The organism is Variovorax sp. V15 (assembly GCF_041154425.1).
GTDB lineage: Bacteria > Pseudomonadota > Gammaproteobacteria > Burkholderiales > Burkholderiaceae_C > Variovorax > Variovorax guangxiensis.
This window is the reverse complement of the sequence record NZ_AP028659.1, coordinates 4,919,703-4,933,786: the sequence shown is the minus strand read 5'-3', so window position 1 is coordinate 4,933,786 and position 14,084 is coordinate 4,919,703. Positions and strand designations below refer to the sequence as shown.

The 14,084-nt window shown below is 65.7% G+C and carries 25 protein-coding genes; 12 read left to right on the top strand and 13 right to left on the bottom strand.

Annotation, left to right across the window (positions count from 1 at the left end):
* Positions 1 to 8 precede the first annotated feature (8 nt).
* The 13 genes from ACAM57_RS23530 to ACAM57_RS23470 form a co-directional block, all read right to left on the bottom strand.
* Positions 9 to 836, bottom strand: coding sequence for a RecB family exonuclease (locus ACAM57_RS23530; RefSeq protein WP_369659155.1), 828 nt, complete (start codon positions 834 to 836; stop codon positions 9 to 11).
* A 12-nt stretch (positions 837 to 848) separates the two neighbouring features.
* Positions 849 to 1,058 (bottom strand): hypothetical protein, encoded by a 210-nt coding sequence (locus ACAM57_RS23525; protein ID WP_369659154.1) that lies wholly within the window; start codon positions 1,056 to 1,058, stop codon positions 849 to 851.
* On the bottom strand, positions 1,043 to 1,309 hold the full coding sequence (locus ACAM57_RS23520) for a hypothetical protein (protein ID WP_369659153.1): 267 nt from the start codon (positions 1,307 to 1,309) through the stop codon (positions 1,043 to 1,045). The genes ACAM57_RS23525 and ACAM57_RS23520 overlap by 16 nt, the downstream gene beginning before the upstream one ends.
* An 88-nt stretch (positions 1,310 to 1,397) precedes the next feature.
* Positions 1,398 to 1,697 (bottom strand): hypothetical protein, encoded by a 300-nt coding sequence (locus tag ACAM57_RS23515; protein WP_369659152.1) that lies wholly within the window; start codon positions 1,695 to 1,697, stop codon positions 1,398 to 1,400.
* Positions 1,694 to 1,963 carry a hypothetical protein gene (locus ACAM57_RS23510; RefSeq protein ID WP_369659151.1) on the bottom strand — a complete coding sequence of 90 codons (270 nt, stop codon included), beginning with the start codon at positions 1,961 to 1,963 and terminating at the stop codon, positions 1,694 to 1,696. The genes ACAM57_RS23515 and ACAM57_RS23510 overlap by 4 nt, the downstream gene beginning before the upstream one ends.
* The gene (locus ACAM57_RS23505) at positions 1,960 to 2,364 is read right to left on the bottom strand and encodes a hypothetical protein (RefSeq protein WP_369659150.1); all 405 of its coding nucleotides are present in this window, start codon (positions 2,362 to 2,364) and stop codon (positions 1,960 to 1,962) included. The genes ACAM57_RS23510 and ACAM57_RS23505 overlap by 4 nt, the downstream gene beginning before the upstream one ends.
* The gene (locus tag ACAM57_RS23500) at positions 2,361 to 2,573 is read right to left on the bottom strand and encodes a hypothetical protein (protein WP_369659149.1); all 213 of its coding nucleotides are present in this window, start codon (positions 2,571 to 2,573) and stop codon (positions 2,361 to 2,363) included. The genes ACAM57_RS23505 and ACAM57_RS23500 overlap by 4 nt, the downstream gene beginning before the upstream one ends.
* The gene (locus ACAM57_RS23495) at positions 2,573 to 2,893 is read right to left on the bottom strand and encodes a hypothetical protein (protein ID WP_369659148.1); all 321 of its coding nucleotides are present in this window, start codon (positions 2,891 to 2,893) and stop codon (positions 2,573 to 2,575) included. The genes ACAM57_RS23500 and ACAM57_RS23495 overlap by 1 nt, the downstream gene beginning before the upstream one ends.
* Before the next feature lie 139 nt (positions 2,894 to 3,032).
* Positions 3,033 to 3,461 (bottom strand): hypothetical protein, encoded by a 429-nt coding sequence (locus ACAM57_RS23490; RefSeq protein WP_369659147.1) that lies wholly within the window; start codon positions 3,459 to 3,461, stop codon positions 3,033 to 3,035.
* Entirely contained in the window at positions 3,458 to 3,808 is a 351-nt protein-coding gene (locus ACAM57_RS23485) for a hypothetical protein (RefSeq protein WP_369659146.1), read from the bottom strand. The genes ACAM57_RS23490 and ACAM57_RS23485 overlap by 4 nt, the downstream gene beginning before the upstream one ends.
* Before the next feature lie 11 nt (positions 3,809 to 3,819).
* Positions 3,820 to 4,506 carry a S24 family peptidase gene (locus tag ACAM57_RS23480; protein WP_369659145.1) on the bottom strand — a complete coding sequence of 229 codons (687 nt, stop codon included), beginning with the start codon at positions 4,504 to 4,506 and terminating at the stop codon, positions 3,820 to 3,822.
* Between the two features lie 93 nt (positions 4,507 to 4,599).
* A complete protein-coding gene (locus tag ACAM57_RS23475) occupies positions 4,600 to 4,914 on the bottom strand; it encodes a hypothetical protein (RefSeq protein WP_369659144.1) in 315 nt (104 codons plus the stop codon).
* Positions 4,915 to 5,165: 251 nt separating this feature from the next.
* Entirely contained in the window at positions 5,166 to 5,378 is a 213-nt protein-coding gene (locus ACAM57_RS23470) for a hypothetical protein (RefSeq protein ID WP_369659143.1), read from the bottom strand.
* 273 nt (positions 5,379 to 5,651) lie between these two features.
* On the opposite strand from ACAM57_RS23470, the gene ACAM57_RS23465 reads away from it, so the two are divergent.
* The 12 genes from ACAM57_RS23465 to ACAM57_RS23410 are packed head-to-tail and all read left to right on the top strand — an operon-like array spanning position 5,652 to position 14,081.
* A complete protein-coding gene (locus ACAM57_RS23465; protein ID WP_369659142.1) occupies positions 5,652 to 6,014 on the top strand; it encodes a hypothetical protein in 363 nt (120 codons plus the stop codon).
* Positions 6,011 to 6,340, top strand: coding sequence for a MarR family transcriptional regulator (locus tag ACAM57_RS23460; RefSeq protein WP_369659141.1), 330 nt, complete (start codon positions 6,011 to 6,013; stop codon positions 6,338 to 6,340). Before ACAM57_RS23465 ends, ACAM57_RS23460 begins: the two co-directional genes overlap by 4 nt.
* Complete coding sequence (locus ACAM57_RS23455; protein ID WP_369659140.1) at positions 6,340 to 8,964, top strand: DNA methyltransferase; 2,625 nt, start codon at positions 6,340 to 6,342, stop codon at positions 8,962 to 8,964. The genes ACAM57_RS23460 and ACAM57_RS23455 overlap by 1 nt, the downstream gene beginning before the upstream one ends.
* Positions 8,961 to 9,212, top strand: a complete 252-nt coding sequence (locus ACAM57_RS23450; RefSeq protein WP_369659139.1) for a hypothetical protein — start codon at positions 8,961 to 8,963, stop codon at positions 9,210 to 9,212. Before ACAM57_RS23455 ends, ACAM57_RS23450 begins: the two co-directional genes overlap by 4 nt.
* On the top strand, positions 9,205 to 10,251 hold the full coding sequence (locus ACAM57_RS23445) for a hypothetical protein (protein WP_369659138.1): 1,047 nt from the start codon (positions 9,205 to 9,207) through the stop codon (positions 10,249 to 10,251). Before ACAM57_RS23450 ends, ACAM57_RS23445 begins: the two co-directional genes overlap by 8 nt.
* Positions 10,248 to 11,630, top strand: a complete 1,383-nt coding sequence (gene dnaB, locus ACAM57_RS23440) for a replicative DNA helicase (RefSeq protein WP_369659137.1) — start codon at positions 10,248 to 10,250, stop codon at positions 11,628 to 11,630. The genes ACAM57_RS23445 and dnaB overlap by 4 nt, the downstream gene beginning before the upstream one ends.
* Positions 11,627 to 12,082, top strand: a complete 456-nt coding sequence (locus ACAM57_RS23435) for a RusA family crossover junction endodeoxyribonuclease (protein ID WP_369659136.1) — start codon at positions 11,627 to 11,629, stop codon at positions 12,080 to 12,082. Before dnaB ends, ACAM57_RS23435 begins: the two co-directional genes overlap by 4 nt.
* On the top strand, positions 12,079 to 12,399 hold the full coding sequence (locus ACAM57_RS23430; protein WP_369659135.1) for a DUF4406 domain-containing protein: 321 nt from the start codon (positions 12,079 to 12,081) through the stop codon (positions 12,397 to 12,399). The genes ACAM57_RS23435 and ACAM57_RS23430 overlap by 4 nt, the downstream gene beginning before the upstream one ends.
* Positions 12,396 to 12,620: a hypothetical protein gene (locus ACAM57_RS23425; RefSeq protein WP_369659134.1), complete on the top strand. Its 225-nt coding sequence runs from the start codon at positions 12,396 to 12,398 to the stop codon at positions 12,618 to 12,620. The genes ACAM57_RS23430 and ACAM57_RS23425 overlap by 4 nt, the downstream gene beginning before the upstream one ends.
* Positions 12,617 to 13,387, top strand: coding sequence for a hypothetical protein (locus ACAM57_RS23420; RefSeq protein ID WP_369659133.1), 771 nt, complete (start codon positions 12,617 to 12,619; stop codon positions 13,385 to 13,387). Before ACAM57_RS23425 ends, ACAM57_RS23420 begins: the two co-directional genes overlap by 4 nt.
* The gene (locus tag ACAM57_RS23415) at positions 13,384 to 13,536 is read left to right on the top strand and encodes a hypothetical protein (protein ID WP_369659132.1); all 153 of its coding nucleotides are present in this window, start codon (positions 13,384 to 13,386) and stop codon (positions 13,534 to 13,536) included. Before ACAM57_RS23420 ends, ACAM57_RS23415 begins: the two co-directional genes overlap by 4 nt.
* On the top strand, positions 13,533 to 14,081 hold the full coding sequence (locus ACAM57_RS23410) for a hypothetical protein (protein ID WP_369659131.1): 549 nt from the start codon (positions 13,533 to 13,535) through the stop codon (positions 14,079 to 14,081). Before ACAM57_RS23415 ends, ACAM57_RS23410 begins: the two co-directional genes overlap by 4 nt.
* The last annotated feature ends 3 nt before the right edge of the window (positions 14,082 to 14,084 follow it).

The following is a 14,084-nucleotide window of genomic DNA, read 5'->3' as shown; positions in this document are numbered from 1 at the left end:
AGTGGTGATCAGTCGTGGTACTTGCAGTGCGCGGCGTAGGCCGGGCAGAACTTGCGCGAGCACAGGTTCGACTTCGGGTTCGGCGGGAAGACGCCGCTCTTCAGCATCCCGGCGGCGATCTCGATGAGGCCGGGGAACTTGCCGTCGCCCAGCAGCGGCGTCTTCACATCGGCGAGTTCGCCGGTGGCGCAGGGCGTGTCCTTGGTGGTCTGCAGGCCGATGATTTCAGCGGGAGCGTCCATGCGCTCGCCCGAAGCCTGCTCGGCCATCAGCGTGTAGATGCCGAGCTGGATGTGGTGGCCCTTGGTGACCGCGCGGCGGGCGCCGGACTCGGTCTTTTCAGTGGCGCGGCCGCCGGTCTTCAGGTCGGTGGCACCCTTGCGGCCGTCTTCCAACAGGCGGATGCGGTCGGTGGTGCCAGTGAGGCGGACGACGCCGTGCGCGGTCTGGATGTCGAGCGCCGTGCACTTCAGTTCGACCGCGGTGTAGGTGCGGGTCGGCGCGATGTCGAGGCAGTACTTCGTCGTCAGCTTCACCGCGAAGCTGTCGGCATCGGCGGGGGAAAGGTTCTCGTCCCAGGCAACATCGTCCTCCGGGCTCTGCAGAGACTCCCGCGCCGCGTCGACCGCCTCGCCGACGCTGATGAACTTGCCGTCGAGGATGGCCTGGTCGTAGACCGCGGTACCGGCGTGCACGGCGGTGCCAAGGTGGGCGGCGCCCCCCGACGGGCTGCGAAGGCCCATGACGTTCTGCCAGTACCACTTGTACGAGCAATCGAAAAGCGTGGGCCAGGAGCTGGCGCGGACAACGGCGAGGGGCTGGGTGGTGGATTCCATGGTCGAAGGCCTTCAGCGGAAGAAGTGGTAGACGGAGGGGACGAAGTAGGCGAGGAGGGCGGCTGCGATGCCGCAGCACGTGGCGAACACGAGCCAGGCCTTGATGAGCTGCAGCAGCTCGTCAATGGCGCAGTACGGCTGGGCGACAGGCTCCGGCGTGTCGTCGGGGAAGTAGTGCGGACGCGCCTTGCGCGTGTTGTCGACGGCTAGGCGAACAGCCATGGCGCAACCCTTTCGGCGATGAGAAGCAGGACCACGGCGACGCCGGCGCAGGTACTGGCAACCGTGACGATGAAGTCGGCGCGTGGCATGCGTGCCGGCGTGTCCATGGGCACGATCTCGGCAGTGCTGCTGCGCTGGTGGCCCTGCAGCTGCTCCAGGCAGCGCGCGGTGGGCCTACGGCTTTCGTGCGTGGCATCGACGGTGCCAACGAACTGGCGCGGTGCCGTAAGCGGGGTGTGGATGAGGTTCAAATCACACCCCCGTCTCTCAGCGTCCAGTACATCGCCGCGAAGAGAAGAAGATCGATGACCGCGACGATGGCGATGACGGTGCGCGTCTTCACGATGCGGCCCTCGCTCTCAGCATGGCGTCGGCCATCTGGTATGCGTGCATCGCGATGTAGTCCTTGCCCCCTTTGGTGGACTCGATGGGCGGCGTGAACGCGCCTTGCATCGCCTGGGCAGCGAAGTAGTCCCGCAGCGTCATGCCGATCACGGCTTCCGCGCGGGCCAGGATGTAGGCGCGCTCGCGCTCGACGGGATCCTCGATGTCGATGGAAGCGGCCATCGCAGTCGCGTGCGCGCTCTGCGCGTCGCTGATCGGGAACGCGGGCCCGCCGGTGTTGATGGCGGTGCTCATGACAGCGGCTCCAGCTGCAGATCGGAGGTATCGACGAGGTCGGAGCCGTCGTCGCGCAGCAGTTCGGCGAGAACCTCGCGCCACTCGATCATCTTCAGGTCCGCGAGGTGGCCTTCGAATGGCATGACGCAGAGCTGGTGCTCGCTAAACGCCGGCAGGTCGCTGGGCGAGTCGAAGAGGAAGTGCGGCTGCTCGAAGGCGACCGGCGTGGCCTTCTGGGCGCGGAGCACCTTGTCCAGGTGCTGGCTGCCGCTGTGGCGGCTCACGATGCGCCTCCAGTCGTCTTGGCGCGCAGCATCTCCCGCGCGATTGCGATGGGGTGGTCACCGCTGAAGTCGGTGTTCGGCGCCTGCGCCTGGGCCCAGTCGTGCAGGCGGCGCAGCGCTTCGAGCATCTGATCGCGCTCGACCCTGAATTCGATCTGATCGGCCACGTTCCAGGGCAGGCCGCCGGCCGCATTGCCTTCCAGCACTTCGACGGGCACGCCTTCGCATGCGTTCCAGCAGGCGACGAGGCGGCGAGCATTGGCCTCCTGCTCGTTGATGAACGAGTTGTGGCGAATGCCGAGGCCGCAGTGGAAGATGGCTTCGTCGCGAAACCCCGTGTTGATCGTGCCCATCAGCGCGGCGTGCTGCATGACGCCCGTGGTGTGCTGCGCGGCGCTCACAGGACACCTCGGTTCTGCTGCGAGAGCGTGTAGAGATCCGAGGGAGCGAAGTACTCGGGCGAGGCCTTCGCGGTGTTCAGGGCGCGATCGGCTGCCAGCGCCTGCTCTTCGGTGGGCTCGAACACCACCTCGGGGTAGTGCTTGGCCTCGATGCGGTCACGACGGGCATCACGCCGGCGCGACAGGTTGGATTGCGTGAAGCGGCTCATCACGCCACCTCGAGCATCTCGGCGATCACGGCGGCGTGCGCGGCGGAGGCCGAAGCCTTCGCGACCACGGCAGCAGCACGCTGCTCGGCGATGCGCTTGCCATCAGCGATCAGATCGCGGGCCTCATCGGCGTCGATCTTGTTCAGGCCGTTGTGCGGCACGAACTCGTAGAACGTGCCTTTCGCGGCGCTGGCCAGCACGTAGGCGTCGGACTTGAAGTCGCCTGGCGTCGGAATCTTGGCGATGACCGTGAGGGTCAGGAAGCCGACCTTGACGGTCGCGCCGGCGCTCCAGTCCCGCCTTCTTGCTTTGCTCTGCATGCCCATCTCCTGTTCGATGGGATTTATTGAACCACAGTTCAAATGCAAACACAACTAGGGTTCAGATTATTTTTAACCTTGGTTCAGTCGAGGGAGGAAAGAAGCCCGCTGGCTGCGGGCTGGCTGGATGGCGGAAAGCTCAGCGGAGCTGCCGCAACTGGAAGACGTAGTCGCGGCTACCGTTCTTCAAAATCATTTGCCCACGGGCGGGACACAGAACGACCTGAGGGTTGTACTCGTACAAATATAGGTACTGGTAGCTCATGTCCTGCCAGATCGATCCATCGTCGAACTGGATGATCTCTTCGGCTGTTCCTAGAAACGGGGTCGGCTTGAGGATCGTGGTGTAGTAGCAAGCAGGCGCCGCGCGTTGGGGCTGCGCGGATGCAGCGCCGCAGGCGTACTGCATCTCTTGCCATGCACGTTCAATCATTGCTCGATCTGGGCGCAAGGAACTGCGTGACACATCGTAGTTCCGCGTGGCGCGCTGGCAGTCTTGTGCCCACGAGCCAACACTAGCCAAAGTGAGCAGCAATCCAGCAGCGACTCTCAAGATCGAGTTGTTCATCGGCAATCTTCCGGAAACTGTGCGGCGAAGTCAGCCACGATCGCCAGGTTGTCTGCATTGCCAGCAGCCGCAACTTTATGGCCGGGCTGGTGATGCGCCCACAACGGCTTGAGGTCGACGAAGTAGGGCTCGCTGCGGCTTACACTGATGACAAACCCTCCTCGCGATTCTCCTTGGTGAATCACGGGAACCAGGAACCCTGTCACAGGCCCAATGCCGAACGCTCGAAGCGCCTTCAATGGGCGCGCGAAGTCCAGAAAAAACGCCCCATCGGGAACGACTGAGCCAGTCTTGGTTGCGGCGATCCGGCCTGGATACGCGTTTAGCCTAAGAAGTTGCAGTGCCATGTCCACCCGCCTCAGTCCGGCCGCCACTGGCTCGGGGACACGACAGCGCCGACTGGCTGTATGCCTTCGAGTTCGGAGAGTTCGAACGTAAGGCGCTCACCGCCGTTTACCGACATCACCTCCACTGCGCCGTGACGTTGGACGAGCAGCTCCTTCACCATCTTTCGGCCGTCCCGAAGCTTCAGCAGGACATACTCGCCCACCTGTGGCGATCCATTTGGCTTGACAAGCACGTACCAACCATCGCGAATCGCTGGAAACATGCTCTGCCCGCGCACGCGGATGCCGTATGCATTCGGGTCGTCGATCGCGATCTCGATGTGCCCGTCTCCGGCTCCGGGAATGCTGCTGATCTCGTCGTAGTAGCCGTCGTCGCCCAACTTGGCAGTCCCGACGACTGGGACCCGGCGAACGCGGAGCATTGTCCCGGCGTAGTCAGCCGACTCAGATGAAGCCCAGTTGCCCTTTCCCGGCGCAACAACGGCCAGCATCTCGCCCTCGCCGCTGCTCAACCACTCACTGGAGACACCCAGGTATTGCGCTATGGCCAGGTTGTTCTTGGCGTCCTGGCTCTTCGTCTTTCCGTCGAGCACCTTCTTGAGAGCCTGGTAGCTCAGCCCGGTCGCACGCGCCACGTCGCTGACAGAGCTGTTGGCGTGCTTGAGTGCTGCTTGGAAGCGTTCGGAAAGTTCAACCATCGTTGCGATTTTCTCGCGCCGGCGCTGAACCCTAGTTGCGTTTTGCATTGAACTGTAGTTCAATGCGGCATGCTTAAGTCAAAAGCCATTGAACTACTCGGCGGCACCACCGCCGCGGCAGCCGCAGCGATCGGAGTGACATATCAGGCCGTCGATAAATGGCCCGACGAGCTCCCTCCACGCATCGAAGACCGCGTCCTTGCCGCCTTGGCACGGCGGCATCTGCCAGCTGAACTTCGCGGCGAAGACACAACCGACGCCACCCCGAAGGCCGCCTGACATGCGCAGCACCCAGAAGAAGGGCCCGCGCACGCCGGCGCTGATCCGGGCGAAGCGCTCTGTCTGTCGCGTCGAGGCCGCACTTGCCGCGATGAGCGCGGCCCAGATCGTCAATTCGAAGTGGGCCAACGGAGTCGCGTTGCTCAACAGCAGTTTCGACGCCCACGGCGTAGCAGCGGATGCGATCGCGCGCGCCGCCGGCTTCCGGGAGCCGCCGGAGCCAGAGCCCTCGGTCCAGATCGCACCGAAGAGGCCGTTGGCGCCTGCTGGCGGTGCCGCGCGCCCTATCACGCTGACCTGGCTGGCCGGCGGTGCCGCATGCCTGGAGGTGGGACACGTAGCGCTCTCTCTGAGCAGCGACGAAGCCGCGGTGCTTCGGACTATCTGGTCGCCGAATGCTCGTCGAGGTTCCGAATGATCTTGCCGAATATCTCGTGCAGCCGTCGCATCGTCTTCTCTGACATGTGCAGGTCGCTGAAGCCCTCCGGGGAAGGCTCGCCGGCTCTCACCGTCACCTGGGCAATGACACGCGTCATCCCCGCTTCGTACGAGGCTGCACTTGCCGCTTCGATGTCGATGCTGAAGGTTTTCATGTTCGCCCCTCGCGGGGTCCGTGTTGTGGTGACCGGACTCTACCCCGCGAGGCGGCGGGCACCCCTCATCTGCGCTGCCGGCCGCCGCGTCATCGCGCAGGTCGGCCAGTTGCACCAGCAGCTGCAGCGCCAGGTCGTGAATGTGGTGCCAGCCCTCACGGCCGCTTTCGAAATGTGCGTCTTGCATGGCCTTCAGTTTTGGCCCGGCAAGCCTCTCAACACCACTCAACAGATTCGAGGAGCGTTGTGAACCAACTCGGTTTCCCCTCCGCCGTGACCGTTCAGGAGATCGCGCGGGAGAAGACATTGGGCGGAGCCATCGGGCTCTGTATCAAGGCTGCCGGCTACGAGCCGAAAGAGGTGATCGCCGAGCTGAAGATGGACAAGGCGCAGTGGTCGCGCTGGGAGTCCGGGCAGGAGGGGGTGATCTTCCCGAAGCTGTGCGCGGTGATGGACTACTGCGGCAACGACGCGCCGCTGCTCTGGATGAACATGGCGCGCGGCTACGACCTCTCCAGCCTGCGCCGGCGCGAAACCGAGCTCGAGCGTGAGCTGCGCATCGCGCGCGAGGAGAACGCCCAGCTGCGCCATGACAAGCGCGTGCTCACCGAAGCCCTGCGAGGAGTCGCGGCATGAGCGACACCCAGCTCCAGATCATGCTGCGCGCGATCCACGATCTGGCCGCGGCAAACAGCGACGGCGCCACCTACGCCGAGATCGAGGCCGCTACCGGCATCGAGACGCACCTGCTGATGGGCAAGGCCTCCCACCTGAAGGCGCGCGGGCTCATCGAGCGCGCGAACCCGACGGCCTCGCGGCGCGACATCGCGCGCTTCGTGCCCACCGCGAAGGGCAGGGCGGCGTTGTTTCCGCCCGATGACGACTTCATCCCGGCGGAGACCTCGGTGCAGCGCGCCATCCGCATGCGGCCGGCCCTGGTCACGGCATGGGCGGGGTTTTGATGGACTACGCCGACTTCCTGCGCTCGAAGATGCAGATGGCGCCGTCGCTCGGCTTCGAGATCGACGAGTCCGAGATCAACCCGCTGCTGGCGCCGTTCCAGAAGGCGATCGTGCGCTGGGCCGTTGCGGGTGGCCGGCGCGCCATCTTCGCGCGCTTCGGCCTCGGCAAGACCTTTGGGCAGATCGAGATCGTGCGCATCGTGCGCGCCCGCGCCGGCGGCATGGGGCTCATCGTGCTGCCGCTGGGCGTGCGCCAGGAGTTCATCCGCGACGCCCTGAAGCTGGCCACCGGTGACGACCCGAAGTTCTCCGACGCCCAGCGCGCCGAGCTCAAGGCCTGGCAGGCACTGGGCCCGGGCAGGGTGCCGAAGCTGAAGTTCATCCGCTCCATCGAGGAGTGCGACGACCCCGAGGGCATCTACATCACGAACTACGAGCCCGTGCGCGATGGGAAGCTTGACCCCGAGGCCTTCACCGTCGTCAGCCTGGACGAGGCCGACTGCCTGCGCGGCTTCGGCGGCAGCAAGACCTTCCGCGAGTTCATGGCGCTCTTCGCCGGTGATGACCGCCGCAGCATGAAGGTGCGTGTCCGCAGCCGGGGCGTGCCGTATCGCTTCGTGGCCACGGCGACGCCGAGCCCGAATGAGTACGTCGAGCTGCTGGCCTACTGCGCCTACCTCGGCGTCATGGACGTCGGTCAGGCGAAGACGCGCTTCTTCAAGCGCAACAGCGAGAAGGCCGACCAGCTCACCATCCACCCGCACAAGGAGCGTGAGTTCTGGCTCTGGATGGCGAGCTGGGCCCTGTTCGTGCAGCTGCCGTCGGACCTCGATCCCAGCTTCTCCGACGAGGGCTACGTGCTGCCGGATCTGGATGTCCGCTGGCACGAGATCCCGAGCGATCACACCGAGGCCGGTGCCGACTCCCGCGGCCAGAGCCTGATGTTCAAGCACCAGGCCATCGGCGTCGTCGATGCTGCCCGTGAGAAGCGCGACAGCCTTCCGCAGCGCTTGGCCAAGCTGCAGGAGATCCGCGCCGAGGACCCCACCGCGCACCGCGTGATCTGGCACGACCTGGAGGCCGAGCGGCACGCGATCGAGCGCGCCATGCCCGAGGTGGTGACCGTCTACGGCTCCCAGGAACTCGACGAGCGCGAGGCCTCGGTCATCGCCTTCGCCGACGGCCGCATCCAGGAACTCGCCGGCAAGCCGGTGATGCTGGGCTCGGGCTGCAACTTCCAGCGGCATTGCCACTGGGAGGTGTTCTTGGGCATCGGCCACAAGTTCAAGGACTTCATCCAGGCTATCCACCGCGTGCAGCGCTTTCTGCAGGAGCACACGGTGCGCGTCGACCTGATCTACACGGAAGCCGAGCGGGAGGTGCGCCGCAACCTCGAGCGGAAGTGGCAACAAGACATCGAACTGAGGCAAAAGATGAGCGAAATCATCCGCACCTACGGCCTGTCGCGCATCGCGATGGCCCAGACCCTGGCGCGCGCCATGGGCGTCCCCCGAGTCGAAGTCACCGGGCCCGGCTATACCGTCGTGAACGAGGACTGCGTGCAGGAGACCCGGCGCATGGTCAGCGACAGCGTGGGCCTGATCCTGACCTTGATCCCGTTCAGCACGCAGTACGAGTACTCGCCGAACTACGCCGACTTCGGGCACACCGACAACAACGAGCACTTCTTCCAGCAGATGGACTACCTCGTGCCGGAGCTGCTGCGCGTGCTGCAACCCGGGCGGGTGGCCGCCATCCACGTGAAGAACCGCATCGTGCCCAGCGGCATGGTGCCCGGCGTCGGCTTCCAGACCGAGTACCCCTTCGACCTCGACACTGTGGCGTGCTTCCGCAAGCACGGCTTCCACTTCATCGGCCGCAAGACCATCGTCACTGACGTGGTGCGCGAGAACTCGCAGACCTACCGCCTGGGCTGGACGGAGCAATGCAAGGATGGCTCCCGCATGGGTTTCGGCATGAACGAGTACCTGCTGCTGTTCCGCAAGGCGCCGACCGACGCCAGCCGCGGCTACGCGGATGTGCCCGTGGTGAAGGACAAGGCCAAGTACTCCCGGGCCCGGTGGCAGCTGGATGCCCACGGCTTCACGCGTTCCAGTGGCAACCGCCTGCTGCAGCCCGAGGATCTTGTGGGCCTGCCCGCGGACCAGATCTTCAAGCTCTTCAAGGCGCACTCGTTGAGCGAGGTCTTCGACTTCGAGCACGACGTCGCGCTGGGCGAGGCCCTGGCCGCGAAGGGCATGCTGCCGCCCTCGTTCATGCTCCTGCAGCCGCAGTCCTGGCACGACGAGGTCTGGACCGACGTGACGCGGATGCAGACCCTCAACAACGCGCAGTCCGCCGCCGGCCGCGAGATGCATCTCTGCCCGATGCAGTTCGACATCGCGGACCGGGCGATCGCTCAGTACTCGAATCCTGGCGACGAGGTCTATGACCCCTTCGGCGGCCTGATGACGGTGCCCTACCGCGCCATCAAGGCCGGCCGGCGCGGCCGCGGCTGCGAGCTCAGCCCCAGCTACTTCGCAGACGGCGTCATGTTCTGCGAGGCCATGGCGCGCGAGATGAGCACGCCCAGCCTGTTCGACCTGGAGGAACTCACAGCATGACCAGGCTACAAGAGCTGGTGCACCGCCAGCGTGCGCACCTCATCCAGGCCGAGGGCTTGGGCATCGAGATCTGCATGGCGCTGGGAGACCTGCCCGGCGCGCACCGCCACCGACGCGAGATGGAGGCGCTGATCGCCGCGCGCGAGGCCGCGATCCTGCAGGCCGAGGAGGAGGGCGACAACTACTTCGAGGTCGCCGGTGCCGCCGCACGCATCCAGGGCGAGGCCAGGGAGGTCGTGGGTGGCTGAGAGCTGGATCAAGATGCGCGCCAGCTTGCTGACCAACCCGAAGGTCATCAGGACGGCCAGAGCGCTGCTCGATGACCCCGCCTTCGGGGCATGGTTCGGTCTTGGGCTGCGCTGCGATGCGTCACGTAACGCGTTATGCGGCATAACGGAGCGTAACGAAAACACCGTAACGGGCGTTATGCCGAGCGTTACGACGGACATAACGTCGCGTAACGAAGAGCGGCACGCGATTGACGTTGCTATCGTTACGCGGATCGTCGTCGGAGCATCGGTACCGCTGTGGGCGCAGGCCAACGACTGCGCCGGTGAGGACGGTCTTCTTGAGGGCGCGACGCTCTTCGAGATCGACACCATGTCGGGCGTTCCAGGGCTCGGCCGCGCGATGCGGTCTGTGGGCTGGGTGGAGGTTCTTCCCAATGGAGAAGGAGTCCGATTCATCCGATTCAACGAGCACAACACCGTCGGCAAGGAGCGTGCTGCGGGTGCCAAGACGAACGCGGAAAGGCAGCGGGAATACCGCAAGCGCCTTCGCGAAAAAGAAGAGGAGGATGGTTCCAGCTCCGGCGAAAACAGCGTGACGGATGGTGACGTAACGGAGAACAAGGCGTCACGTAACGCGTTACGCAACACCGTTACCACAGAGAAGAGAAGAGTAGAGAAGAAAAGAAAAGGAGCTAAAGCTCCTATGTCGGCAGACAACCTGCCGACGTGGATGACCGGGCTGGTCGACCTCTACCACGAGGTGCTGCCCGAACTGCCGGGTGTCCGGGTCATGGACAAGGCCCGCGACCAGGCGCTGCGCGACTTCCGCGACTGGGTGCTGACCTCGAAGCGGCAGGACGGCACGCCGCGGGCGACCAACGACGCCGAGGTGCTGGACTGGGCGCGCGAGTACTTCGGGCGTGCCCGCAACAACGACTTCATCATGGGCCGGGGACCGCGCTCGCCTGACCACCAGAACTGGCGCTGCAGCATCGAGTACCTGCTTTCGAGCCGCGGCATGAAGAAGGTCATCGAAGAAACGGCGGATCAGCCATGAACGACCGCGTCGATGACACCCTACTGTCGCCGGCCGTGCTCTGGAGCCCGGAATCGGAGTCCACGCTGCTCGGCGCGCTGCTTCTCGACAACGGGATGTGGGACCGCGTCGGAGACCTGGTGGAGGAGGCCGACTTCTTCCGGCAGGAGCACCGGCTGGTGTTCCAGGCCATCAGTAGCCTGCTCAACGCCTGCAAGCCGGTTGACGTTTTCACGGTCTTCGACCAGCTGCAGCGCATCCGCAAGGACGATGTCGTCGGCCTGCCGTACCTGAACGCGCTGGCGCAGTACGTGCCCAGCGCGTCCAGCGCCCGGCAGTACGCGCTGACGGTGCGCGATTTCTCGCTGCGCCGCAAGCTGATGGGCGTCAGCACCGAGATCCATGCCTTGGCCTGCCAGCGCAGCGTCGGGTTCGAAGAGACGCTGGACCAGGCTACCGCGCTGCTGACGCCGCTGTTCGAGGTCAACAAGAGCGATGCCTGGCAGGGCATGGACACCGGCATGGTGGAGTTCCTCGACGGCATCCAGCGCCGCGCCGATGGCGAAGAGGACTTCCTCTCCACCGGGATCAAGGATCTCGACGACCGCCTCGACGGTGGCGTCCGCAAGGGCGAAGTCGTGGTGATCGCTGGCCGGCCCGGCATGGGCAAGACGGCGCTGGCGATGTCGATCGCGGACCACATCTGCGGCATGTGCCAACCCGTCGGCGTGCTCTCGATGGAGATGCCGAAGGCGCAGCTGACCACCCGTGTGGTGTCGATGCGGTCCGGCATCCCCCTGCACAAGCTGAAGCGCCCGGAGCGGCTGACCGACTACGACTGGGGCGAGATGACGCGCACCGTCGAGCACCTGCGCCAGCTGCCGATGTTCATCGACGACCAGACCGCGCTGAACATCAACCAGCTCCGCGCCAAGGCGCGCTCGTTGAAGCGCCGCCACGGTCTGCGCCTGCTGGTGGTGGACTACATCGGGCTCATGGAGGGCACCGACCGCAAGGCCAACCGGGCCACGCAGCTCGGGGAGGTCAGCCGCGGCATCAAGGCGCTGGCGAAGGAGTTGGACTGCACCGTCCTGCTGCTGGCGCAGCTCAACCGCGAGGTCGAGAAGCGTCCCAACATGCGGCCGATCATGGCCGACCTCCGAGAGTGCGGCGACATCGAACAGGACGCCGACATCATCGCTTTCGTCCATCGGCCCGCGCACGCGAAGCCCGACCTGGGCCCGGAGTGGAAGCACTACGCCGAAATCATCGTCGGCAAACAGCGTGACGGTCAGACCGGCATCGTCGACGCGCAATACACAGGAGACACCGTGAAATTCTGCAATTGGATGGGTGACCGTCCGACTTCGCTCGTGCGCACGAAAGGGGCCGAACTGTGATTGAGCTCACCCTCCCGTACCCGATCAGCGCGAACCGCTACTGGCGCACGACGGTGCGCGGCAGTTTCGTCAGCACCTACGTCAGCACCGAGGCGAAGGAGTTCAAGGAGCAGGTGGGCTGGGTATGCAAGGCCGCCGGCATCCGCGCGCCGCTGCCCGGCCGCGTGGCCATCTCGGTGCAGCTCTATCCGGAACGTCCGCGGGATTGGGCTTTGCGCCAGCGCAAGCATGGCGCCACGTGGGATGACAGCGTGCGGTGCCTCGACATCGACAACGCCAACAAGGTGCTGCTCGACGCCATCAAGGGCATCGCAATCGAGGACGACAAGTGGGTGCGTCGGCTGTCGTCTGAGCGCATGGAGCCCGACGAAAAGGGCGCGCGCGTGGTGCTGCGGATCGAGCAGATCTCGCAGCCGGCTGCGCAGGGCGACCTGCTGGGAGCCGCGGCATGAAACGGATCTACATCGCCGGCCCCATGACCGGCAAGCCGGACCTGAACTTCCCGCTGTTCCACCGCGAGGCCGCGCGCCTGCGCGCCGAGGGCCTGGATGTCGTGAACCCGGCCGAGATCAACGCCGATCTCACCGCGGGCTGGTTGCCTTGCATGCGCGCCGACATCAAGCAGCTCGTCGACTGCGACGCCATCCTGATGCTGCCGGGCTGGGAGTGGAGCAGGGGCGCATCTCTGGAGCACCACATCGCCCAGCGGCTGGAGATGCGGGTGATCTACCTCAACGCCACGGCGCCGAACGAGGGCATCCCGGCATGAAGCAGGCTTGGGATCCTGTGAAGCTGCGCGTTGCCTTCGGCGACGTGCCAAGCCCGAGCGATGTGCTCTGCATGGCCACCGGCAGGCTCTATCAGGTCCTGCGCGTCGGCGGGACCCGCACGCTGCACTGCATCGTGCTGCCCGGCCCCGAGCACATCGAGCCCGACGCGCGGATCTGGAACTGGCAATGGGCGCCCCGGCGCCGAAGGGCGGCTCGATGAAAAAGACTCTGCTCTACGCGCTCGAGTCGGATCTCTGCGCCGACTTCATCCGCTGGGTTGCAGCTGAGTCCGCTCGTGCGCGCGGCCCGCGCTGGACTGCCTACGCCGAGACGGCTGGATGGGACATCCTGCTGGTGGCCGAGGACGGCACGCAGATCGGCGTGCAGGCGAAGCTGAAGGCGAACCTGAAGGTGCTGGCGCAATGCATCCCCGAAGCGTGGGAGTGCTGGCACGACCGCGGGCCCGACTATCGCGCGGTGCTGGTGCCGGACTCTGATTCCACATACGACGGAATCTGTGCCGCGCTCGGCCTGATGGTGATCCGTCCCTTGCGCGGCGCCATTCGGACTTCGTTCACCCCTGAGCTCGGCATGGAGCACTGGAACGGGGGCTGGCACTACTGGTCGCCGCGCCAGCGCTGCGAGGTGCCGGAGTTCGTGCCCGATGTCGTCGCCGGCGCCAGCGCCCCGGTGCAGCTCACGAAGTGGAAGATCGCGGCGCTGCGCATCGTGGCCACCCTGGAGCTGCGTGGCTTCGTCACGCGCGCCGACTTCAAGGCGCAACGGATCGATCCGCGACGCTGGACCGGGCCCGGCGGCTGGCTGGTGCCGGCCGGGCAACCGGGCCAGTTCACGCGCGGGCCCGGGCTCGACTTCGACCGCCAGCATCCCGATGTCTATGCACAGGTCCTGGCCAAGGTCCGGGAGGAGAGTGCTGCCACGTTGCCGCGCCAAGCCGCGATTCCGATGGAGGCGCCGGCGCGATGACGCTTCACCTAGTTCCCACCGGTCGCGGCCGCTGGCGCACTGTCGTCCTGCAGGTCACCGGCGATCGCGCGTCACCGCTGCTGGTGCGCATTGGCGACCGCATTCCGCTCGGCGGCGTCCTCTTCCGCGTCTCGAAGGTGCTGGCATGACGAAACCGTCCTCGATCCTCATCATGAAGGCCCACCCGCTGGCCAACTGGTCCGAGCACGAGTTGTCGATCGTGCGCCGGTTCATCTTCGACGGCATCCGGGGCCTCAACGAGCAGCACAACACCCGCTGGCGGCGGTTCTGGTCTCGGATCTGGAAGGCCGAGGTCGGCCAGGTCTTCCAGTTCGACAACGTCGTCGAGCGCTCCGGGCCCTACCACCGCATGCACATGGGCATGGAACAGCGTCTCTTCGAGAGCCAGGAGCGCTGGCCCCAGCTGGAGCCCTTCCGGGACTGGCTCAAGGTCGGAGCGGCCTGGGGCGACTACCAGGTCGGACCCCGCGGCGCGCTGCGCTTCGTGCCGCGCAGCACCTCCTACGAGCTCTGCAGCGACGACGAGATGCGCGAGGTCCACGCCGCAATGCTGGCCTTCCTGCGGACACCGTACGCACAGCGCCGGCTCTGGCCACACCTGCAGCCCGCCAAGCGCGCTGAGATGCTCGAGTCGGTGCTCGCCCGCCGTGAAGATGACGGGGGCCAGCCGTGAGAC